We start from the raw sequence: 20,550 nt of genomic DNA, 5'->3' as shown, positions 1-20,550 counted from the left end.
GCATGAGCGTATTGGACCGCATAGCCGCCCGGCGGCGAAGGTGATCCCGATGCCCACGGCCGCGCCCCGGTAAGGGCCCGGTCGTTCCATCCCCTGTGCCCCCGGCGTGACGGGGGCCCAACCGGAGGTCAGGATCATGCGATTCCCCCGTGCCCGGCACACCGCCCTCGGCGCGCTCACCGCGCTCACGCTTCTCGTCCCGCTGACGGCCTGCGGCCAGGACGGATCCTCGGACTCGTCGGGGTCGTCGAGGTCGTCGGGCGCATCGAGTTCGCCGTCCGCGTCCACGGATCTGGCGGCGAAGGCGGGCAAGGACGCGGCGTCGTCCACCGGCGAGTTCAAGAAGCTGGAGCGCTCCTACGACGCGCGGCTGGGTGTCTACGCCATCGACACCGGCACCGGACACGAGGTGGCCTATCGCGACGGCGAGCGGTTCGGCTACGCCTCCACGTTCAAGGCGCTGGAGGCCGGCGCCGTGCTGCAGAAGGTCAAGCTGGGCGGGCTGGACCGGGTGATCACGTACTCCAAGGACGATCTCATCGACAACTCCCCCGTGACGGAGAAGCACGTCGACACCGGGATGAGCCTGGGCGCGCTGTGTGACGCCGCCGTCCGCTACAGCGACAACACGGCGGCCAACCTGCTCTTCGACCAGCTCGGCGGGCCCAAGGGCCTCGACGCCATGCTCGAGAAGATGGGCGACGACGTCATCCGGATGGAGCGCCTCGAGCCGGAGTTGAGCCGATGGGTCCCCGGTTCCACACGAGACACGAGCACCCCACGGGCGATGGCCAAGGATCTGCGCGCATTCGTGCTCGGCGATGTCCTCGGCAACGGAGAGCGCGCACAGCTCACGAAGTGGCTGCGGACCAACACCACCGGGGACGCGCTGATCAGGGCGGGGGTGCCCAAGGACTGGCAGGTCGGCGACAAGACCGGAAGCGGCAGCTACTACGGTGGCCGCAACGACATCGCGGTGGTGTGGCCGCCCGACTCCGCTCCCATCGTCATGGCGATCATGTCGAACCGCGGTGACAAGGACGCCACGTCCGACGACAAGCTGATCGCGGACGCGGCACATGTCGTGGCCGACCAGCTTTCGTAGCACCCCTCCCCTGCCCATCCGCTCTTCCGCGGGGCTGCGCCACCCGCTCAGCCCCGGAGGAAGTACAGGACGGTCATGGTGACGGCGGTGGTCAGCACGACACTCCGCAGCAGCCACGCGGGGAGACGACGGGCGATGTGCGCTCCGGCCACCCCGCCGGCCACCGCGCCGATCAGCATGGTGATGAGCACAGACGGTGCGCTCAGCGCGTCCGAGGCGATGAGGAACAGCCCGGTCGCGCTGAGATAGATGGCGGCGGTCTGGGCGACCCGCATCGGGTTGCCGGCCGAGGTGTCGAGGCCGAGGCCGATGCTCCACACGGCCAGCATCATGATGCCTACGGCACCGCCGAAGTAGCCGCCGTACACGGCGAGGAGGAACTGGCCGATCAGGACGGTCCGGGGGCTGATGCCGACCGCATGGCCCTTCGCGTCGCCGACCACACGGGAGACGTGGCGCCCGAAGGCGAGGACCACCGTGGCGAAGGCGAGCAGCCAGGGCAGCGCGGCATCGAACGACACCGCGGGCAGCGTCAGCAGCAGACCGGCACCGAGCCCGCCGCCGATCACACTGACCACGGTCAGCGCCCGTGTGGACGTGCCCCCGACCGGGGCGAGATCGCGCCGGTACACCCAGGCGCTCGCCACGGTTCCGGGTGCGAGGGCCACGGTCGAGGACGCGTTCGCCGTCACGGGGGACAGACCGGCCGCGACCAGGGCGGGGAGCGCCACGAACGTGCCCCCGCCGCCGACGGCGTTCAACGCCCCGGCGGCCACGCCCGCCAGCAGAACCATCACCATCTCCGACACCCGCCGAGCATCGCCCCACGGCCCGTGGGCGCACAATGCGTGATCCGCGTAGCCTGCGCAAGGCTGTGCCATAGGCTCGACAGGGTGCGTTATGACCTGGACGACCTGCGGCTCTTCCTTCACATCGTGGCGGAGGGCTCGATCACGGCGGGCGCCCGCCGGATGCATCTGAGCCTCCCGTCGGCCAGCGCCAGGGTGCGCTCGCTCGAGCACCACGCGGGCGTGGCCCTGCTGATCCGTGGCCGGCGGGGGGTGCGCCCCACTCCGGCGGGGACGGCGCTGGCCCGCCACGCCCGGGATGTGCTCGCCCAGACGGCGCGCCTCGAAAGCGCCGTGGCGAGCTACGCCCGGCCCCCGACCGCGCCACTGACCCTGCTGGGCGGCGGCTCGGCGATGCATCACCTCGTGCCGCGGGCCCTGGTCTCGTTCCTCCGCGCGCACCCGGACGTCGATGTGACGGCGTCCGAGAGCCGCACCCCACGGACCGTGCGGCTGCTCGCCGACGGCCAGGCGGATCTGGGCGTGGTTCTCGACACCGAGGCGCGCGACTGCGGCCTCGCCATGGAACCCCTCTGCGATGACTCCCTGGTGGTGGTCGGCCAGTCCGGCGGGATCCTCGCGGGCCGCACCACGGTGGCCTACAGCGAGATCGCCGAGCACCCGCTCGTGGGACTCGACACCGGCTCCTCGCTGCGGCGCTCGATCGAGAAGCACCTCGGTCCGCACGCTCCGGCGGTGCGCTATCGCACCACCGTCGCCCACCTCCCCACCCTTGTCTCCCTCGCGGCCGCCGGTGTGGGACTCGCGGTCGTGCCACGCCGCGCCATCGCCCCCGGCCGGCCACTCGATGTGTGCGAGCTCCAGGACCCCTGGTCACGCCGCACCCATCTGCTGGCCTGGGGCGAGAAGGCGCGGACCTCGTCCACCGCCACCGCGGCACTCGCCGAGCACCTGCGCCGGGCGGCCGTGTCCGAGCCGGAAGGGGGAACGGGCGTTCCGGCGATGTGAACGCGGGACCCGAGGGGAGCCGAATCAGCGCTGTCGCGCGTGTCCCGTATCGAGGCGGCGCAGTTCCAGCACACTGTCCGCGAGCGTGCGGTCGCCCAGCGATTCGAGCACCGCTTCCTCGGCCTCCGCGGTGAGCGTGGCGAAGTACTCACCGGCGTGTGCGGTCACCTGGCACACCGGCTCCACACCCGGCGAGCAGGCCCACAGGGGCTTGTCGCCGACGGCGCAGCGGTAGATCTCCGCCAGGGTGATCCGGTCGGTCGGCCGCCCCAGCCTGGCCCCACCGGTGCGGCCCTTGACGCAGACGACCAGCCCCTCCTCCGTCAGCGGGACGAGGAGCTTGCGGACCAGGCTGGGGTTGGTGTTCAGCAGGCGGGCCAACTCGGCGGAGCTCAGCGGTGCGGAGTCGTCCTCGGCGGCGACCGCGAGGAAGAGCATCAGCTGCAGCGCGCGGGAGAACCGGATGTCCAACAAGGTCTCCACCTCCGCGCGCAGATCGTGGCACAGCCTACTCGACCGTGTCGTTTCACCGTTCCCCTAAAGCGCAATCGACACAGTTGCAGTTTACGGCATAAAAACTGTACCTTTCAGATTCACACTTTCGGGCTCCGGGGGAAGCCACCCCGGAACGACACGACAGGAGAGCGACACGGTGAACACCCGCGCGGCCACGGCACTGTCCCGCCCCTTCGCACTGGGCTCGGCCAAGCTGCCGAACAGGATCGTCATGGCACCCATGACCCGCGGACACTCTCCCGATGGCATTCCCGGTGAGGACGTCGCCGCCTACTACGCGCGCCGGGCCGCGGCGGGGACGGGCCTGATCATCACCGAGGGCACCACCGTCGACCACCGGTCCGCCGGTTATCTCGACGGCGTCCCCCGGTTCCACGGCGAGGCGCAACTCGCCGGATGGCAGAAGGTCGTTGAGGCCGTGCACACCCACGGTGGCGCGATCATGCCCCAGCTCTGGCACGTGGGAATACAGCGGCCCGCGGGAGCGCCGCCGTTCCCCGACGCCCCGTCCGTGGGTCCGTCCGGGATCGCGCTGGACGGCACGCCCGGAGCGGGCGGGACGATGACCCTCGCCGATATCGACGACGTCATCGGCGCCTTCGCCAAGGCCGCACGGGAGGCCGAGCGGATCGGCTTCGACGGCGTGGAACTGCATGGCGCGCACGGCTATCTCATCGACCAGTTCCTCTGGGAGCGCACCAACCGGCGCACCGACGGCTACGGCGGCGACCTGGCCTCGCGCACCACGTTCGCCGCCGACCTGGTGGCCGCCATCCGCGAACAGGTCGCGCCCGACTTCCCCGTCGTGCTCCGGTTCTCCCAGTGGAAGTCCGAAAACTACGACGTCCGGCTCGCCGAGAACCCCAAGGAACTGGAAGCCGTGCTCACCCCGCTGGCGGAGGCCGGAGTCGACGCGTTCCACGCGTCCGGACGCCGCCACTGGCAGGCCGAGTTCCCCGACACGGGATCGGAGCTGAACATCGCCGGATGGGCGAAGAAGGTTACCGGTAAGCCGGTCATCACTGTCGGCTCGGTCGGCCTGGACACCGTCTTCCAGCCCGGTTCCCTCTCCGGCGCGAACGCGGCCGTGGACACCATCGAGGGGCTCCTCGACCGTCTGGAGCGGGACGAGTTCGACCTGGTGGCGGTCGGCCGCGCACTGCTCGCCGACCCCCAGTGGGCGGAGAAGGTCCTGAACGACCGGATGAGCGAGCTGATTCCGTTCAGCAAGGACTCGGTGGCGTCCCTGCGCTGAGCCGAGCCCCCGCTCGGGTGACGCGGCGGGGAGGGGATCGGCGCCGACCGGCACGGGGGAATCCGGTCGGCGCCGAGCACGGGGTGCGGCAGGTAGTTTAACATTTCACGACCGCGCCGCATCGGGCCGGGTCGGCATGGGCGGTGCGGCCGAGTCCGGCGATCCCGAGGGGTGCGATCCCATCCATGACATCGCCCCCCGGAGACGCCAAGACTCCGGTGCGAACCGGAATGCGGACGGGGGCGCCGAGGTTATGACGGCATGAGCGATTCATCCCGCAATGGCGCTCTGCCTCCGGCCGAGCGCGCGTCCATCCGTGAACAGCTGGTGGCCGAGCATGCCGGCACCAGGGAGCAGATCGCGGCCCTGAACCGTGAATTCGAGGGGATCGTCGCGTCGAACGCCCTGGTGGCGGTGGACGACGAGCACGACCCGGAGGGGTCGAGCACCGCCTTCGAGCGAGCCCATGTGGCCGCCTTGCTGGCCCAGGCACGCGATCATCTGACCGCCCTGGACGAGGCGCTGGAGCGGCTGGACCGCGACGACTACGGGCGGTGCGCGGTGTGCGGCGAGCCGATCCCGGCGGAGCGCCTGGAGGTGCGCCCGGCGGCGGACACCTGCGTGCGCTGCGCGGCCGCCCGCCCCCGCTGACCAGCGCGGCACCGAGCGGCTCCGGTGATCGGACGGTCGGCTCGTGGGCGGCCTGCCCCGGCCGATGGGCTCAGACCACGGTCGCGCGGTACGCCGAAGGGTGTAGGGGCGGTTTCATCAGTGGCTACGACCTTCGTGGCGATGTGGGACGTGAGGATGGCGGGAGTCACCGCGCCTCCCGGAGGACCTCCCCATGGCCGAGCCGCACACCGGTATGCCCGCCCCCTCGACCGCCGCCGCCCTGCTCCGGGCGCTGACCGGTGGTCTGGTGATGGCCACGGCACTCGGTGTCGGCACGGCCCTGGGTCCGGTCGGCGCCGATGCCCTCGGCCTCACCGGCTTCGCGGCCCGGGTGCTCCCGGGCGCCCTGGTCACCGCGCTGGCCGTGCCACTCGTACTCCTCCTTCTACGCCGGGGGCGCCGGTCCCCGGCGTGGCTCGGGTCGGGCGGGGCGGGTGCGACTCTGCGTGCGCTGCTGACCGGAGTGGGGGTGACGGCCGCCGCGGCCGCCCTTGCCCTCGGTGCAGGTACCGCCGCGGGCATGCTGCGCTGGTCGCGTATCGAGCCCGCCACCCTCGCCGGGTTCCTCCTCTCGAACGGGGTGGTCGCCCTTCTGCTCGAAGCCCTGCCGGAGGAGACGACTCTGCGCGGCTACGCCTGGACCTCATTGCGCACCCGGTTCGGCGCCACCGTGTCGGCCCTCGGCACGACGGCGGTGTTCCTGCTGGTGCCGGGGGCATCGACCGTGGTCGGGGCCGCGACCGCGCATCTGGCCGGCGGCGATCCGGAACCGATCGGGTTCGCCCCGGACGGGCAGAATCCCGCCGACTATCTGATCCTCCTGACCGTGTTCGGACTGACGCTCGTGGCGGCCCGGACGGCCGTGAGCCGGGCTCCGCTGTGGGCCGCCATCGGCACCCATCTGACCTTCCTGACCGTCAACCGGATCGTGCTGGAGGGCGACCGGCGCGGCGCGGGCTGGCACACCGAGCAGACGACACCGGACGCGGTGCTGCTCGTCCCCGCCTATCTGCTGCTGGCCACCGCCGGTTTCGCGGTGTGCCGACGGGCCGCGCGACGGCGTGGCGCCGGGCCGCCGCCGGCGGTGGCAGAGCGGGCAGAACACCCGGCGCCACATGCGTGACGCGTTGATCAGCCCTGACGGGATCGCTGTCAGGTCGCGGTCCGGCTGTCAGGTCGCGCTCCAGCTGTCGGGCTGCGTCCCGTCGGTGTCGGTGAATCCGTACTCCCCGGCGAGCTGGGCGGAGCTCACCGACCGCTGGTTCCACCTGGCCCGGTCGGGGTCGGCGGCCAGCGCGGCGACGGCGCGGCCGACGTAGCGCGGGGACTCGGAGGATGCGAAGCCTCCAGGGGCGGTCGGGCGGCCCTCGCCCCTGGCCGGCAGCAAGGCGTCACGCCAGTTGTCCTCGCCGACTCCGTAGGCGTCGAGCATCATCTCCGAGCGCAGCCAGCCCGGTGTGATGGCGACCGCCGTCGCCCCGTACGGCGCCAGCTCGTGGCCCTGGGAGAAGGCCAGCCGGTTCACCGCGGTCTTCACCAGGTCGTAGAAGACGGAGATGCGATACCGGTCGGCGTTGTACGCGGCGGTGCCGTCGGTCATCTCGACGAGCAGACCACCCGGCTTGCCGATCAGCAGCGGCAGCAGGTGGTGCGAGGTGATCAGGTGGGTGTCGAGACCGAGCCGGAGAATGCGCAGCCCGTCGTCGAGGCTGTGTTCCCAGATCGGGGTGTTCCAGTCGGCGGGCCCGCCCTTGAGCCGCTCGGCGCCCCAGATGTCATTGACCAGGACGTCGATACCGCCGTGATCGTGGCGGATGCGCTGGGCCAGCCGCCCGACCTGCGCGGAGTCGAGATGGTCGGTGCGGATGGCGACGCCGGTCCCACCGAGCCGCGTGACGAGTTCGGCCGTCTCCTCGATCGTCTCGGGCCGGTCGTAGTCCGACCCGTCCCGGCCCGACACGCTGCTGCGCCCGGTGCAGATGACGGTGGCGCCGGCCTCGCCCAGCGCGGCCGCGATCCCGCGCCCGGCACCGCGGGTCGCCCCGGCGACGACGGCGACACGTCCGCGCAGTGTCTCGTGATCGAGTGTCCGGCTCACCCGATGAGTGTCGCAGAACAACGGCTACACACACCGGACCGCACGGCCGTGGCGGATCAACCGTGCCGGCCCGGGGAGTAGTTGTTCCCCCGATGCCATCGCTCGGCCGATACCCCGAAGCGTGGGCGCATTTCGCCCGGTGAGACGATGCGGTCGCCCAATCTTCAACAATCGAAAAGGAGCGCGAATGCATAAACGTCGTGGAATCGTGACCCCCCGCTGGAGAGTCGCGGCGGTCGCGTCCACGGTGGCCGTAGCGATCGCGGTTCCGGTGGCGATGGCCCAGGCTTCGGCCGAGCCGCCGCCGGAGGTCAGCGCCCAGGGCGCGTACCTGCTCGACACCGGTTCCAACAAGGAGCTGATGGCCAAGGACGCCAACACCAAGCGTCCGATGGCGAGCACCACCAAGATCATGACTGCCCTCGTGGTGCTCGAGACCCGAGGTCTGGACCTCAACCAGCAGGTCACCGTCAAGCAGGAATACCGCGACTATGTCACCAAGGCGGGCGCCAGCACGGCGGACCTGCAGACCGGTGACAAGCTCACCGTCAACCAGTTGCTGTACGCGCTGATGCTGCCGTCCGGCTGCGACGCGGCGATGGCGCTGGCCGACACCTTCGGCACCGGCGACACCACCGCCGAGCGCACCAAGTCCTTCATCTCCAAGATGAACACGAAGGCGAAGGACCTGGGGCTGGCCAACACCAACTACGACTCCTTCGACGGTGTCTCGGCCGACAGCGACAACTACTCGACGCCCCGCGACCTGGCGCAGCTGACCCGCCGCGCCATGGACAACGCGACGTTCGACACGGTCGTCAAGTCCGTGTCCACCAAGCAGGAGGCACCGGCGGCCAACGGCCACACCCGGTACTACTCCTGGGACAACACCAACCAGTTGCTGGGCTCGTACCAGGGCGCCATCGGCGTCAAGACCGGGACCACCACCCCCGCCGGACCCTGTCTGGTGTTCGCCGCCAAGCGCGGTGACAAGGAGGTCGTGGGAGTCGTGCTCAACGACGCGGACCGCTACCCGGACGCGAAGAAGATGCTCGACTGGACGTACGACACCACCACCGAGGTGAAGTGGCGCCAGCTTCCCAAGGGCGCCCAGCGGGACTGATCCACAAGCCCCGCGAAGGCGACAGCACGGTGCCCCGGCCGGATTCGTTCCGGCCGGGGCACCGGTGCTTGGGCGCCCGCACCCTCGGGTTTCCCTGGAGTACGGGAGCGGACTCGGGGAAGGCGCCGGTCGGGAGACCGAGGGTCAGGGCGGGCGCACCGAAGGGAAGGGGCGCCCGCCCCGGGGGCTCCCGCCGCGCCACGGCCGGCTGTCCGCGGCCGCCCCGGACTGCGGCCACGCTGGGCTTCGCGGCCGCCGCCGAGCTTCTGTACCGGCTCTCAAGCGCAACTCAGCAGCGTTTGAGGACAGTTGGGGTAGCCACCCCGCCGTCCTCGAACGGAGTCGACCATGGCCTTCACCCTCGACCCTGAGCTCGCCGCGGTGCTGCAGGCCCTCGCCGAGCAGGGTGGCCCCACTCCCCCGCCCGCACGCGACGACTGGCGGACGCTGCGCGCCAGGGGCACCGCCTCGATGCGGTGGCTGGCCTCCCTGCTCCCGGCCTACCCCTCCGGCTTTCCCCTGGTGAAGGCGGACTCGCACAAGGTGCGGTCCGCGGACGGGGCGGAGATCCTCGTCCGCTGGTACGAGAAGGCCGACTCCGCGCCGGGTTCCGCGGTCGTCTACGCCCATGGCGGAGGGATGATCGCAGGCAGCGTCGACCTCTACGACTCCGTCGTCGCCGGGTACGTCCAGGCGACCGGGGTGCCGTTCCTGTCCGTCGACTACCGTCTGGCCCCCGACGCGGCCACCGGCACCGGCCCCGTGGAGGACGTGTTCGCCGCGCTGACCTGGTTGGGCGGCCAGGCGGCCGAGCTGAGGGTCGACCCCCGCCGCATCGCCGTCATGGGCGACAGCGCCGGCGGCGGGCTCGCCGCGGGCACCGCGATCCTCGCCCGTGAGCGGGGAGTTCCCCTCGCTCGCCAGGCGCTTCTGTATCCCATGCTGGACGACCGCACGCTCACCCCGGACCCACGGCTGACCCCGTATGTCGCCTGGACCTGGGACGACAACTGGACCGGCTGGCACGCCCTGCTGGGCACGGCATTCGGCACCGACGCCGTGCCGCCCGAGGCGGCGCCCGCGCGCGTCGCCACCGTCGCGGGTCTGGCACCCGCCTATGTCGAGGTCGGAGAGCTCGACATCTTCCGCGCCGAGGCCGTCACCTACGCACAGCGGCTCGCCGAGGCCGATGTCTCCACCGAACTGCATGTCCACAGCGGGGCCATCCACGAGTACGACCGCCTCGCCCCCGCCTCCCGGCTCGCCCGCCGGGCCATGGAGGACCGCAGGCGGGTGATCTCCGCGCTGTGAGGGCCCGCCACCTTCCCTTGCACGCGGGTAACACCAGCAGTGCCGGATGTGCAATTGCCGTTCATGGATGAGGTTGCCTACCGTCGAGGCGCAGACGGCGAAGCGCGCGCCAAGCCTCCCCTCTCTTCACCATTCGCGGGAGCACCTCATGTCCACTGCCACCGGCACCACCCCCGACAACGGCCTCGACGCCACCTTGCTCAACCGGGTCACCGAAGCCGTTCGCACCGCCGGCGAACTGCTGCGGAAGCGCCACACCCCACAGGCCGGCGGCGTGTCCCTCGACGAGATCGTCACGGAGATCCACGCCAATGACGACGCCGTACTCGACGTCCTGAAGGCGCCGCTGATGGCCGCGAGGCCCGGTGCGCGCTGGGCCGAGGACGAGTTGGAGGGCGGTGCGCTGCCTCCGGGCGAGTGGTGGATCGTCGACCCGGCCGAGGGCAATATCAACCATGTGCACGGCATGGACGACTGGGCCGTGACCGCCACCCTCGTCCGCGACAACCACCCGGTCCTCACCGTCGTCCACCTTCCGCTGACCGGCGACTGGTACACCGCGGTGGCCGGTCACGGCGCCCATCTGAACGGGGCGCCGCTGCGGGTGTCGGCCAAGACGGACCTGGGCGCGGCCCTGGTCGGCACGGGCCAGGCCCGGCCCGGGGAGGACGAGGACACGTTCCACCGGATCGGCGCCTCGGTCACCCAGATGCTGATCCACGGCCTGGTCGTCCGGGTCTCGGTGCCCGCCACCCTGCAGCTGATCCATGTCGCCGCCGGACGCATGGACGCGTTCTGGCAGTTCTCCGATGTGCGCTCGGGTCTGGTGGCCGGCGCCCTGCTGGTCGCCGAGGCCGGGGGCACGGTCACCGACACCCGGGGCAATCCATGGGACCTGGCCGGCCGTGACTTCCTGGCCACCGCCCCCGGTATCCACGCCGCGGCCGTCTCCGCCCTGTCGCCCCGCGCCTGACCACCCGCTTCCGGCAGGTCCTGTCGCGCATCGTCTGACCACCCGCACCCAGCAAGGAGCACACCCGCATGACCAGCATCGGCATCCTCGGCACCGGACGCGTCGGCAGCGGTCTCGCCCGCGCCCTCGCCACCGCCGGCCACCAGATCACCCTCGGCCACCGTCAGCCGCCCCAGGAGGCCGGGGCCGACGAGACCGGCGCCGTCCCGGCGATCCGCCACGCCGACCAGCGCACCACCGCCGCCACCAGCGACATCGTCATCAACGCCACCCCGGGTGACACCGCCCTGGAACGCCTCTCCGCCCTGCACACCGAGCTGGCGGGCAAGATCCTCATCGATGTCTCCAACGCCACCCGGCACACCTCCGACGGGCTTCCCTCGGACCTGTGCTATCCCGGCAGCAGCCTGGCCGAGCGGCTTCAGCGGGCGCTGCCCGCGACCCGGGTGGTCAAGACCCTCAACACCATGCTCTTCCCGGTCATAACCGCCCCCGCCGACCTGTCCACCCCGCCCACCGCCTACCTCTCCGGAGACGACGCGGACGCCAAGGCCCTCACCGCGGACCTCCTCGCCGACCTCGGCTGGAAGTCCGAGTGGATCGAGGACCTCGGCGACATCACCACCGCCCGCGCGACCGAAGCCCTCGTCCTGCTCGTGCCCCATGTGCTGCGCCGCCACGGACTCCGGCCGTTCGCCGTCTCCCTGGCCCGCTGAACCTCCGCGCACCGACCGCAGAACCTCAAGCCAACATCGTTCGTCTTCTCCTTCGAACAGCCGCCGGACGAAGGACGCGCATGACAGGCAGAGACGGGGAGACGACGGGGACCCCCACCACGGGGTCGGCCGACCCGGGCGGGCAGCGCAAGGGGCGCCGCCCGCTGCGGATCGCTCTGCTGATCGTGGTGTCGTTCCTGCTGCTGCTCGGCGGCGGGGCCGGCTGGCTCTACTTCAAGCTGAACGGCAACATCACCACCTTCGGGGCGGACGGGCTCTCGGACGATCGGCCCGAGGGCAACGCCGCCGGCCAGAACGTGCTGGTCATCGGATCGGACACCCGGTCGGGCGACAACAGCAAGCTGGGCGGCGGCACCGGAGACGTGGGCCGATCGGACACCGCCCTCCTGCTGCACGTCTACTCCGATGGCAAGCACGCCGTCGGAGTGTCGATACCCCGCGACACCCTGGTCGACATCCCGCCGTGCCGACTGCCCGACGGCACCTGGACCAGGACGCAGCGGAACACCATGTTCAACTCGGCGTTCTCCGTGGGCGAGACCGCGCAGGGCAACCCGGCCTGCACCCAGAACACCGTCGAGAAGCTGACCGGGCTGCGCATGGACCACACCGTCGTCATCGACTTCGAGGGCTTCGCGCGGATGACCTCCGCGGTCGGCGGGGTGGAGGTGTGTGTGCCCCAGGACGTCTACGAACGCGATCTGAGCCCCCATCGCGGCACCCGCGGCAAGCGCATCTTCAGCAAGGGGGTGCAGACGGTCTCCGGGCAGAAGGCGCTGGACTACGTCCGCATCCGCCACGGCATCGGCGACGGCTCGGACATCGGACGCATACAGCGGCAGCAGGCCTTCATCTCCAGTCTGTTCAAGAAGGTGAAGGGCCAGGGATTCGACCCGACCACGCTGTATCCGCTGGCGGACGCGGCCACCAAGTCCATGACCGTGGACCCGGGGCTCGGATCGGCCAAGAAGCTGATGTCCTTCGCCATGTCGCTGAAGGACATCGATCTGCACAACACCAAGTTCCTCACCATCCCCTGGCGCTACCAGGGCGAACGCGTGGCCGTGGTCCAGCCGGACGCCGACGCGCTGTGGGCCGACATCAGGGCCGACCACACCATCGACGGGAAGGCGGCCGGTGGGAAGAAGGACGGGCATGGGCCCTCCGCCACGCCGAGCGGCACCCCGAGCGCCACGTCCACCGTGGCGGGCGCGGGGATCAGCGTCACCGTGTACAACGGCACCACCACCCCGGGGCTGGCCGCACGCGCCGCGGACACCCTCAGGACACATGGCTTCACCGTGGCCGGCGCCACGAACGCCGACAGCCAGGACCACGCCACCACCGTGGTCGGCTACGGCCCCGGCGAGCGGGACAAGGCCCGGACCGTGGCCCGGCTCTTCCCCGGCGCCGGACTGCGGCCCACCACCACCGCGGGCATCAGCCTCACCCTGGGACAGACGTACCTCACCGCGCCCTCGCCCGGTGCCGCCACGCCCGCCACGCCCTCCGCGCTGCCCTCGAAGGTGGCCGAGGACGCCCGCTCCGCCGACGACGACCCCTGCTCCAATCTGTCCTACGGCTGACCGGCGTTCTTCACGCACTGTTCAGGCATGGCGCACGCTCCCCCGGGCATCCGGAGATCAAGCCGCTCACCCCGGCACGGCACGACCGCACCAGAGCACAACGAAGGGGACGACAACGTGGGCATCGTCAGCTGGATCATCCTCGGCCTGCTGGCCGGAGTCATCGCCAAGATCCTTCTCCCCGGGCGTGACCCCGGCGGGCTGGTCGGCACCACGGTCATCGGCATCGCGGGGGCCTTCGTGGGCGGCTGGATCTCCGCGCAGTTCTTCGACCGGGAGGTCCAGAAGGAGTTCTTCGACCCCGCCACCTGGGGCGCCGCGATCGGCGGCTCGTTCGTCCTCCTGGTCCTGTACCGCCTGCTGTTCGGCAATTCACGGGATTGACGGCGCGCGGGCCACGTCTCAGGACGCCGCCGCGCCCGCGAGCCGGCGGATCGTGCGGGCGGAGGGCGACCCGGGGTCGGCCGTGATCAGGACCACCTCCTGGTCGTCCTCGGGTACCAGCAGGACGTCGCAGTTCAGCCGGAGCGCACCGGCCGTGGGGTGGTCGATGGTCTTGGTCCGGTGGCCGGGTGCGTGGACCGGACGCTCGTCCCAGATCTGCCGGAACTCCTCGCTGCCGGTGCGCAGTTCGCCCAGCAGCGCGGTGAGCGCCGTGTCATGGGGGTAGCGGTCGGCGGCCCGGCGCAGCCGTGCGACCACGATGCGGCCGAACTCCTCGGCGCTGGAGCTCTCGTACGCGTGCCCCCGGGCCAGGAAACGGCGGCGGGCGAGATTGCCGTGCCGGCCGAGGTCGTCGCCGAGCAGGGCCTGCGCCAGCGGGTTCCAGGCGACCACGTCGTAGGCCGCGTCGGTGACGATCGCCCCGGTGTCGGGCAGCCGCCGCAGCATCTGGGCGATATGCGGGCGGACCCGCCGCACCGCCCGCACCCCCGGGGGCGCGCTCGTCCCGCGAGCCGGAACAGATGGCTGCGCTCGGCGGGCGCGAGCCGCAGCGCCCCCGCCAGCCCGTCCAGGATGCGCGGCGAGGGCCGAGGGCCCCGGGCCTGTTCGAGGCGGGTGTAGTAGTCGACCGACATATGGGCCAGCTCCGCCACCTCCTCCCGCCGCAGACCCGGCGTACGGCGGTGTGGGTCGGCGGGCAGACCGATGTCCTGGGGGCGCAGCCCCTCGCGGCGGTCCCGCAGGAAGCGGGCCAGTTCATGCCTCGCCATGCTGCCTCCTTCGGCTGCCTGGTACAGGTTGTCCCTGGCAGGGTGGCCGTGGCCGGGGAACCCTTGATGTCATGAACGATCGCACAGCACTGGTCACCGGTGCCAACAAGGGCATCGGCAAGGACATCGCACGTCTGCTCGGAGCCGAGGGGCTCACCGTGTACGTGGGCTCGCGCGACGCCGAGCGGGGGCGCCGGGCCGTCGAGGAGATCGGCGGCGGCGCCCGGCTGATGGTGCTCGACGTGACCGACCCCGAAAGCATCGCCTCGGCCGCCGCGCGGCTGGACCGGCTGGACATCCTGGTCAACAACGCGGGGATCATGGTGGACGGCGCCCCGGCGCCCGAGGCGGATCTCGAGGGTTTCCGCCGGACCTATGAGACCAACGTCTTCGGTGTTCTCGCCGTCACCAACGCCTTTCTTCCGGCCCTGCGCCGCTCGCCCGCGCCCCGGATCGTCAATATCTCCAGCGGCACCGGTTCGCTGACCTGGAGCGCGGACCCGGAGCAGCAGTTCGTCCTCTCCGCCGGATCGGGTGCGGCCTATCGCTCCTCCAAGACGGCCCTGAACGCCCTGACCCTCTACACCGCACAGGCCCTGGCCTCCGAAGGCTTCAAGGTCAACGCACTGGCCCCCGGGCTGCGCAGGACCGATCTGAACGCCCGCGCCGCCGAGAGCGACGGGGATCCGGCCGAGGCCGCGGCGGGTGCGGTCCGGCTCGCCCTCCTGCCGGACACCGGGCCCACCGGCGGGTTCTTCTCCTGGGACGGCACGCCGGTGCCCTGGTAGGTCCGGTTCGCACGAGCCGTACGGTGGCGGCTCCCGCCCGCCGCCTCGGTGTCCGCCCGCTCCCGCCGACCGGGTCAGTCGGCGGAGAGCTGGGTGTTCGGCACCCGCCAGGCGGCGATCACGAAGGCGATCAGGCCCACGGCGGCCCCGGTGAGGAACACCACGCGCAGGGCGCTCACGTAGCCCTCCAGGAACGGCTGCGCCACGCCCGGATCGAGGTGGCGGAGGAACGCCGAGTCCTCCAGGTTCACCCCGCCGTCGGGCCGCAGCACGCCCTTCAGCGCCTCCGCGTTCGCCGGTTCCCCGGCGAGCCGGCGGAACGACGCGTCCTGGGAGGCCACGGCCACGCGCTCGCTGATCCGCGAACCGGCCAGGGAGAAGAGGATGGACAGGAAGGCGGCGGCGCCCACCGTGCCGCCGTTGGAGCGGAAGAAGTTCACCGACGCGGTGGCCGCTCCCATGTCCCGCCCGGGCACCTCGGACTGGGCGAGCGTGGTGATCGTCTGCATCGCCGCGCCCAGGCCCGCCCCCATGAACACCATGCCGATGGCGACGTACCACAGCGGGCTGTCGTCCCGCAGCGTGGCGAACACCAGCATGGCGACGGTGAGGGAGCCGACGCCCGCCACCAGATGGACCTTGAACCGGCCCGTCCGTGACATCAGCCGGCCCACCACCAGGGTCACGGTCACATTCGCCGCCATGGTGGGCAGCGTGGCCAGGCCCGCCTTCATCGGGCTCATGCCCTTGGCGAGCTGCAGATACAGCGGAAGCGTGGTCATGGCGCCGAACATGGTGATGCCCACGGTGAAGTGCAGCACGGTGCCCAGCCGGAACGCGCGGATGCGGAACAGTTTGACCGGCAGCAGCGCGGCGTCCGCCATCCGCCGCTCCAGCAGCACGAAGGAGACCAGCCCGACCACTCCCACCGCGTACATCACCAGCGCCCGGGAGAGCCCCAGCCCCAGCTCCGCCCCTGTTCGGCGACGATGAGCAGGGGCACGATCCCGACCGCCAGCGTCAGCGCCCCGCCGTAGTCCAGGCGGTGCCGTACGGGCTGGTGGGGCACGTGCAGTACCCGCAGGATCACCACGATGGCGAGGGCCGCCAGCGGTATGTTGACCAGAAAGATCCAGCGCCATCCGTCGAGCCCCAGCAGAGTGGCGCGCCCGGCGAACACCCCGCCCACCAGCGGGCCGACGACACTGGAGCCGGCGAAGACCGCCGTGATGTAGCCCTGGTAGCGGCCTCGCTCCCGTGGCGAGGTGATATCGGCGATGATCGTCATGGCGAGGGACATCAGTCCGCCACCGCCGAGGCCCTGGACCGCTCGGAAGGCCGCGAGCTGGTGGATGGACGTGGCGAATCCGCACAGCAGCGACCCGAAGGTGAACAGCACGATGGCGGTCAGATAGACCGGCCGACGGCCGTAGATGTCCGAGAGCTTCCCGTACAGCGGGGTGACGATGGTGCCGGTGACGAGATACGCGGTGGTCACCCATGCCTGGGCGGTGAGACCGTGCAGATCGTCGGCGATGGTGCGCAGCGCCGAGGAGACCACGGTCTGGTCGAGCGCGGCGAGGAACATGCCGAGCATCAGCCCGGACAGCACGGTGACGACCTGGCGGTGGGTCAGCCGGGCGGGGCTCTGGGGCTCGGTGGGCTCGGTGGTGGTGGATGAGGACGACATACGTACCTGCGAACCTTCTCTGCCGCGCGTGGGGGGCCGGGGAAAGCCGGGGCTCGAAGCCCGGAGCGGGGAGTCGAAGCCGGAGGCCGGGGAGGAGCGGAGGCCGGAGGCCGGGAAGAGCGGAGCCCGGGCGCGGGGCCCGGGCTCCGGGAGCCGGGTGTTATCCGGCGATCTTCTCCAGATCGGCGACGGCGCTGTCGATCTCCGGCAGCGCCAGCATCTCCAGCCGCGCCCGGCGGGCCATGGCGCGGCAGTCGTCGTCGGCCAGCAGCTCACGGCAGACGGTGGTGATGCCGTCCGGCGTGGGGTCGGTGATGTGCCGGCCGAGGCCGAGTTCCTCGACCCGCTGTGCGTTCCCGGGCTGATCGCCGAACTGGGGCAGCACCGCCATCGGCGTGGCCGTGCGCAGCGATTCGCGGATGCTGTTGAAGCCGCCATGGGTGAGGAAGAGGTCCACGGATTCCAGCAGCAGGGGCTGTGGCAGCCGCTCGGTGATGTGCACATGCGGCGGCACCCCGTCGGTGTCCACGGGGAGGCCGGCGGTGGCGAGGACGACGGTGCACTCCTCCAGCCGCGACAGCCCCTGGATCATGGCCTGCAGGGTGTCCACCGGGTCCGGCAACGGCATGGGCGACGCGGGGACGTCCGCGTCACTCTTGCCGTGGAACATGGGGATCGCGGTGCCGATGGCGGCGAACATCAGGGGCCGGTCGGTGGGCAGTTCGGCGACCCAGCGCGGCAGCACGGCGCCGCGGTCCACGTCCACCGTCTGCCGGTAGGACCAGGAGGCCGGCAGATGCCGGGCGAAGGAGAAGGCCGGTGGCACGTAGTCGATGCGCCCGTGCGGGATGAGCGACAGCGGGTCCTCGGCGGTGGCCAGTCCCTGTCGTTTCCGCAGGGCGTTGAGGCCCGGCAGTATTCCGGCGGGGTCGAAGGTGTTGGAGGCCCCGGAGGGGGTGGACAGCTGGGGTATGCCGAGCGCTTCGGCGATGACGCAGGAGGCGAGGTCCATGCCGTCGCGCAGGATCAGGTCGGGGCGGAAGTCGTGTGCCACGGGGAGCAGGGTGTCCAGCAGCATCGTGGCCATCGGGCCGGACACGGCCTTGGTCATGAGGCGCAGTATGCGCGCCTGCGGCGGCTCGCCGTCCATCTCCGGCGGACCGCCCTGGGCGTTCTCCTCGGCCAGTACGGTGCCGAGGAAGGCGGACGGGCTGAAGTCGCCGATGGCGCTCGTCACCCGCACCTCCTCCCGCTCGAAGACGAAGGCGAGGGCCGGGGTGGTGACGACCAGCACCTCATGACCGGCGGCCGCGAGGGACCGGGCCAGGGGAAGCTGGGCCCGGCCGTGGGAGGGGCTGCCGAGCGTGGTGAACATAACCCGCAACGCAGGGGCCTTTCTGTGGGAAGGGTCTCGTACGGCGAGAGAGGGCCGGGGCGGTCAGCCCGCCATCGCGAGCGTGCGGCCGATGCCCTCGCAGGTCAGCCCGGCGCGACGGAGCCGGTCCGGGTCCAGGAGGTTGCGGAAGTCATAGACGTGCGGGGATCCGAGCAGTCCGGCGATGTGCTCCCAGTCGAGGTCGCGGAACTCCGGCCACTCGGTGAGCACGAGACAGGCGCGCGCTCCCCTCAGGGCCTCCTCGGGGGTGTCGGCGAGGCTGAGCAGATCGCTGAGGTCGGGGCGGGTCTCGCTGAGGGCGGGGTCGTAGGCGTGGAGCTCGGCGCCCCGCTCCTTGAGCAGCCGGGCGATGGCCAGGGCCGGTGAGTCGCGCAGGTCGGAGGTGCCCGCCTTGAAGGCCAGGCCCAGCACGGCCAGCCGCACGCCGCGCAGCGAGCCGTCGCCCGGTGTGCACCCGGCCACCACCCGCTCGACGAGCCGCCGCTGGTGCTCGACGTTGGTCTCGATGGTGGCGCCCAGCAGCGGGAAGTCCACGCCCGACTCCTGGCAGACGGTCAGCAGGGCGTGGGTGTCCTTGGGCAGGCAGGAGCCGCCCCAGCCGGGGCCCGGCCGCAGGAACGCCGAGCCGATGCGCGGGTCGTGGCCGATGCCCGCGAGCACATCGTCCACATCGGCGCCGAAGTGCTCGCACAGCGTGGCGAGGTTGTTGGCGAAGGAGAGCTTCATGGCCAGGAAGAAGTTGGCCGCGTACTTGGCGAGTTCGGCACCCGCGGCGTCGGTGAGCACCAGCGGGGCGTCCAGCCCCGCGTACAGGCCGGCCACCCGCCGCGCCGCGTCCTGGTCCGCGGCGCCGACCACGATGCGGTCGGGGTGGAGGAAGTCGCGCACCGCGTAACCCTCGCGGAGGAACTCCGGGTTGCTCACCACGGCCACGTCCGGACGGTTCAGCAGCGCGGCCACGCGCTCGGCGGTGCCGACGGGCACGGTGGACTTGTTGACCACCACGCTGCCGTGCGGCAGCGCGTCGCGGATCTGGTCCGCCACGGCCTCGACGGCGGCCAGGTCGGCGGCTCCGCCGACGCCCATCGGGGTCGGCAGGCACAGGAACACCACGTCGGCGTCGGCGACCGCGGCCCGGGTGTCCCGGATGAACTCCAGCCGCCCCGAGTCCAGGCCCTCGCGGACGAGTTCGGGCAGGCGGGGCTCGAGGATGTCGACCTCGCCCCGCCGGAGCCGCTCGACCTTGTGGCGGTCGGTGTCCGCGCACACCACTCGATGGCCGAGGGTGGCCAGACAGGCGCCGGTGGTCAGTCCGACGTATCCGGTGCCCACCACGGCAACGCGTCGTATCTGCACAGGGGTTCACCACTTCTGCTGGGGGTCAGATGCGGGCACGTGGCAAGGGCCGGCCCGGCGGCCGCCCGGTCGCAGACGAGCGGGCCGGACACCCTCGTCCGGCCGGGACCGCGCGAGCCGGCGACCAAAGTCACCACGCGTTGACAAAACATAACGCGTTGACCCCGATCTTGGTCAACAAGTGATGACAACGGTGGATGACTTCTGGACATGCGAGGCTGAACCGGCAGCATGTACGGCACGGTCCAGGCGGAGGTGCGACAAGTGAACCGGGCAAGCGACCCGCGAGGGTGCGACGATCTCCCCCCGCGCGCCCGCAGATACGACGCGGCGGGCACGCGCAGCGCACTGCTGGGGGCCGCCGAGCTGCGTTTCGCCAGGTACGGCTACGACCGCTGCAGCGTGCGCGACATCGCCAAGGACGCGGGGGTGGACGCCGCTCTGGTCTACCGCTATTTCGGCTCAAAGGAGGCGCTGTTCGACGCCGTCTCGACCAGCACCGGCCTGTTCGAACCGCTGCGCCATCTGCCGCTGAACGAGGTGTCGGCCTGGATCTGCGATGTGGTCTCGATGGGGCCCACCGAGGAAGAGGCCCCGCATCCGCTGCTGACCAAGCTCCGCTCCTCCAACCGGGAGGAGACCGTGGGGCGGCTGCGCGAGGAGGTCACCGAGGTGTTCTCGCAAGGGTTCGCGCGGCGCCTGGAGGGCGAGGACGCCGAGCTGCGGGCCGAGTTGCTGGCCGCATGGCTGATGGGCATCACCCTGCTGCGGCTGGCCATCCGCTCACCGGCGCTGGCCACCACTCCGGACGACACGCTGCTGCGCTTCCTGCGGGCCGGTATCGATCCGCTGCTGGACGCGGACTGCCCCGGGCGCGGAGGCGAGGACGGCTGACCCTCTCCTCGCTCCGCCC

Annotated in this window: 20 protein-coding genes and 1 pseudogene; 13 read left to right on the top strand and 8 right to left on the bottom strand. The window is 71.4% G+C overall.

Features of this window, described 5'->3' with window-relative positions; genetic code table 11:
- Positions 1-136 precede the first annotated feature (136 nt).
- Positions 137-1,105, top strand: coding sequence for a class A beta-lactamase (gene bla / locus BLV72_RS42505; protein WP_093469185.1), 969 nt, complete (start codon positions 137-139; stop codon positions 1,103-1,105).
- Positions 1,106-1,152: 47 nt separating this feature from the next.
- Here bla and BLV72_RS42500 read toward each other — a convergent pair whose 3' ends face one another.
- On the bottom strand, positions 1,153-1,905 hold the full coding sequence (locus BLV72_RS42500) for a sulfite exporter TauE/SafE family protein (protein WP_093470850.1): 753 nt from the start codon (positions 1,903-1,905) through the stop codon (positions 1,153-1,155).
- 93 nt (positions 1,906-1,998) lie between these two features.
- Here BLV72_RS42500 and BLV72_RS42495 point away from each other — a divergent pair, with 93 nt between their 5' ends.
- Positions 1,999-2,922 (top strand): LysR family transcriptional regulator, encoded by a 924-nt coding sequence (locus BLV72_RS42495; RefSeq protein ID WP_093469183.1) that lies wholly within the window; start codon positions 1,999-2,001, stop codon positions 2,920-2,922.
- 24 nt (positions 2,923-2,946) lie between these two features.
- Here the strand turns inward: BLV72_RS42495 and BLV72_RS42490 are convergent, their stop codons facing one another.
- Positions 2,947-3,405, bottom strand: a complete 459-nt coding sequence (locus BLV72_RS42490) for an RrF2 family transcriptional regulator (protein ID WP_244321285.1) — start codon at positions 3,403-3,405, stop codon at positions 2,947-2,949.
- A 169-nt stretch (positions 3,406-3,574) separates the two neighbouring features.
- On the opposite strand from BLV72_RS42490, the gene BLV72_RS42485 reads away from it, so the two are divergent.
- The 3 genes from BLV72_RS42485 (at position 3,575) to BLV72_RS42475 (ending at position 6,488) form a co-directional block, all read left to right on the top strand.
- The gene (locus BLV72_RS42485; RefSeq protein WP_093469182.1) at positions 3,575-4,693 is read left to right on the top strand and encodes an NADH:flavin oxidoreductase; all 1,119 of its coding nucleotides are present in this window, start codon (positions 3,575-3,577) and stop codon (positions 4,691-4,693) included.
- A 261-nt stretch (positions 4,694-4,954) separates the two neighbouring features.
- Positions 4,955-5,344, top strand: coding sequence for a TraR/DksA family transcriptional regulator (locus BLV72_RS42480; RefSeq protein ID WP_093469180.1), 390 nt, complete (start codon positions 4,955-4,957; stop codon positions 5,342-5,344).
- 193 nt (positions 5,345-5,537) lie between these two features.
- On the top strand, positions 5,538-6,488 hold the full coding sequence (locus BLV72_RS42475) for a CPBP family glutamic-type intramembrane protease (RefSeq protein ID WP_093469179.1): 951 nt from the start codon (positions 5,538-5,540) through the stop codon (positions 6,486-6,488).
- A 48-nt stretch (positions 6,489-6,536) separates the two neighbouring features.
- Here the strand turns inward: BLV72_RS42475 and BLV72_RS42470 are convergent, their stop codons facing one another.
- Entirely contained in the window at positions 6,537-7,463 is a 927-nt protein-coding gene (locus BLV72_RS42470) for an SDR family oxidoreductase (protein WP_093469177.1), read from the bottom strand.
- Positions 7,464-7,650: 187 nt separating this feature from the next.
- Here BLV72_RS42470 and BLV72_RS42465 point away from each other — a divergent pair, with 187 nt between their 5' ends.
- From BLV72_RS42465 to BLV72_RS42440, 6 genes are all read left to right on the top strand, one after another.
- On the top strand, positions 7,651-8,586 hold the full coding sequence (locus tag BLV72_RS42465) for a D-alanyl-D-alanine carboxypeptidase family protein (RefSeq protein ID WP_093469176.1): 936 nt from the start codon (positions 7,651-7,653) through the stop codon (positions 8,584-8,586).
- Between the two features lie 348 nt (positions 8,587-8,934).
- Entirely contained in the window at positions 8,935-9,897 is a 963-nt protein-coding gene (locus tag BLV72_RS42460) for an alpha/beta hydrolase fold domain-containing protein (protein WP_093469174.1), read from the top strand.
- A gap of 148 nt (positions 9,898-10,045) precedes the next feature.
- A complete protein-coding gene (locus BLV72_RS42455; RefSeq protein ID WP_093469173.1) occupies positions 10,046-10,870 on the top strand; it encodes an inositol monophosphatase family protein in 825 nt (274 codons plus the stop codon).
- A 68-nt stretch (positions 10,871-10,938) separates the two neighbouring features.
- Positions 10,939-11,586, top strand: coding sequence for an NADPH-dependent F420 reductase (locus BLV72_RS42450; protein WP_093469171.1), 648 nt, complete (start codon positions 10,939-10,941; stop codon positions 11,584-11,586).
- Positions 11,587-11,666: 80 nt separating this feature from the next.
- Entirely contained in the window at positions 11,667-13,193 is a 1,527-nt protein-coding gene (locus BLV72_RS42445; RefSeq protein WP_244321284.1) for an LCP family protein, read from the top strand.
- Between the two features lie 117 nt (positions 13,194-13,310).
- Complete coding sequence (locus tag BLV72_RS42440; RefSeq protein WP_093469170.1) at positions 13,311-13,577, top strand: GlsB/YeaQ/YmgE family stress response membrane protein; 267 nt, start codon at positions 13,311-13,313, stop codon at positions 13,575-13,577.
- An 18-nt stretch (positions 13,578-13,595) separates the two neighbouring features.
- Here the strand turns inward: BLV72_RS42440 and BLV72_RS42435 are convergent.
- Positions 13,596-14,407, bottom strand: a pseudogene (locus BLV72_RS42435) (helix-turn-helix transcriptional regulator).
- A 71-nt stretch (positions 14,408-14,478) separates the two neighbouring features.
- On the opposite strand from BLV72_RS42435, the gene BLV72_RS42430 reads away from it, so the two are divergent.
- Positions 14,479-15,195 carry an SDR family oxidoreductase gene (locus BLV72_RS42430; RefSeq protein ID WP_093469168.1) on the top strand — a complete coding sequence of 239 codons (717 nt, stop codon included), beginning with the start codon at positions 14,479-14,481 and terminating at the stop codon, positions 15,193-15,195.
- A gap of 74 nt (positions 15,196-15,269) precedes the next feature.
- On the opposite strand, the gene BLV72_RS50720 is transcribed toward BLV72_RS42430, so the two are convergent.
- From BLV72_RS50720 to BLV72_RS42415, 4 genes are all read right to left on the bottom strand, one after another.
- The gene (locus BLV72_RS50720; protein WP_244321283.1) at positions 15,270-16,133 is read right to left on the bottom strand and encodes an MFS transporter; all 864 of its coding nucleotides are present in this window, start codon (positions 16,131-16,133) and stop codon (positions 15,270-15,272) included.
- Positions 16,133-16,885 carry an MFS transporter gene (locus BLV72_RS50715; RefSeq protein WP_244321282.1) on the bottom strand — a complete coding sequence of 251 codons (753 nt, stop codon included), beginning with the start codon at positions 16,883-16,885 and terminating at the stop codon, positions 16,133-16,135. Before BLV72_RS50715 ends, BLV72_RS50720 begins: the two co-directional genes overlap by 1 nt.
- 160 nt (positions 16,886-17,045) lie before the next feature.
- On the bottom strand, positions 17,046-18,260 hold the full coding sequence (locus BLV72_RS42420; RefSeq protein WP_093469167.1) for a glycosyltransferase: 1,215 nt from the start codon (positions 18,258-18,260) through the stop codon (positions 17,046-17,048).
- A 63-nt stretch (positions 18,261-18,323) separates the two neighbouring features.
- Positions 18,324-19,637 (bottom strand): UDP-glucose dehydrogenase family protein, encoded by a 1,314-nt coding sequence (locus tag BLV72_RS42415; RefSeq protein WP_093469166.1) that lies wholly within the window; start codon positions 19,635-19,637, stop codon positions 18,324-18,326.
- Between the two features lie 264 nt (positions 19,638-19,901).
- On the opposite strand from BLV72_RS42415, the gene BLV72_RS42410 reads away from it, so the two are divergent.
- Positions 19,902-20,531 carry a TetR/AcrR family transcriptional regulator gene (locus BLV72_RS42410; RefSeq protein ID WP_244321281.1) on the top strand — a complete coding sequence of 210 codons (630 nt, stop codon included), beginning with the start codon at positions 19,902-19,904 and terminating at the stop codon, positions 20,529-20,531.
- The last annotated feature ends 19 nt before the right edge of the window (positions 20,532-20,550 follow it).

Source organism: Streptomyces melanosporofaciens, from assembly GCF_900105695.1.
GTDB classification, from domain to species: Bacteria; Actinomycetota; Actinomycetes; order Streptomycetales; family Streptomycetaceae; genus Streptomyces; species Streptomyces antimycoticus.
This window is presented reverse-complemented; position numbering and strand designations above follow the sequence as displayed.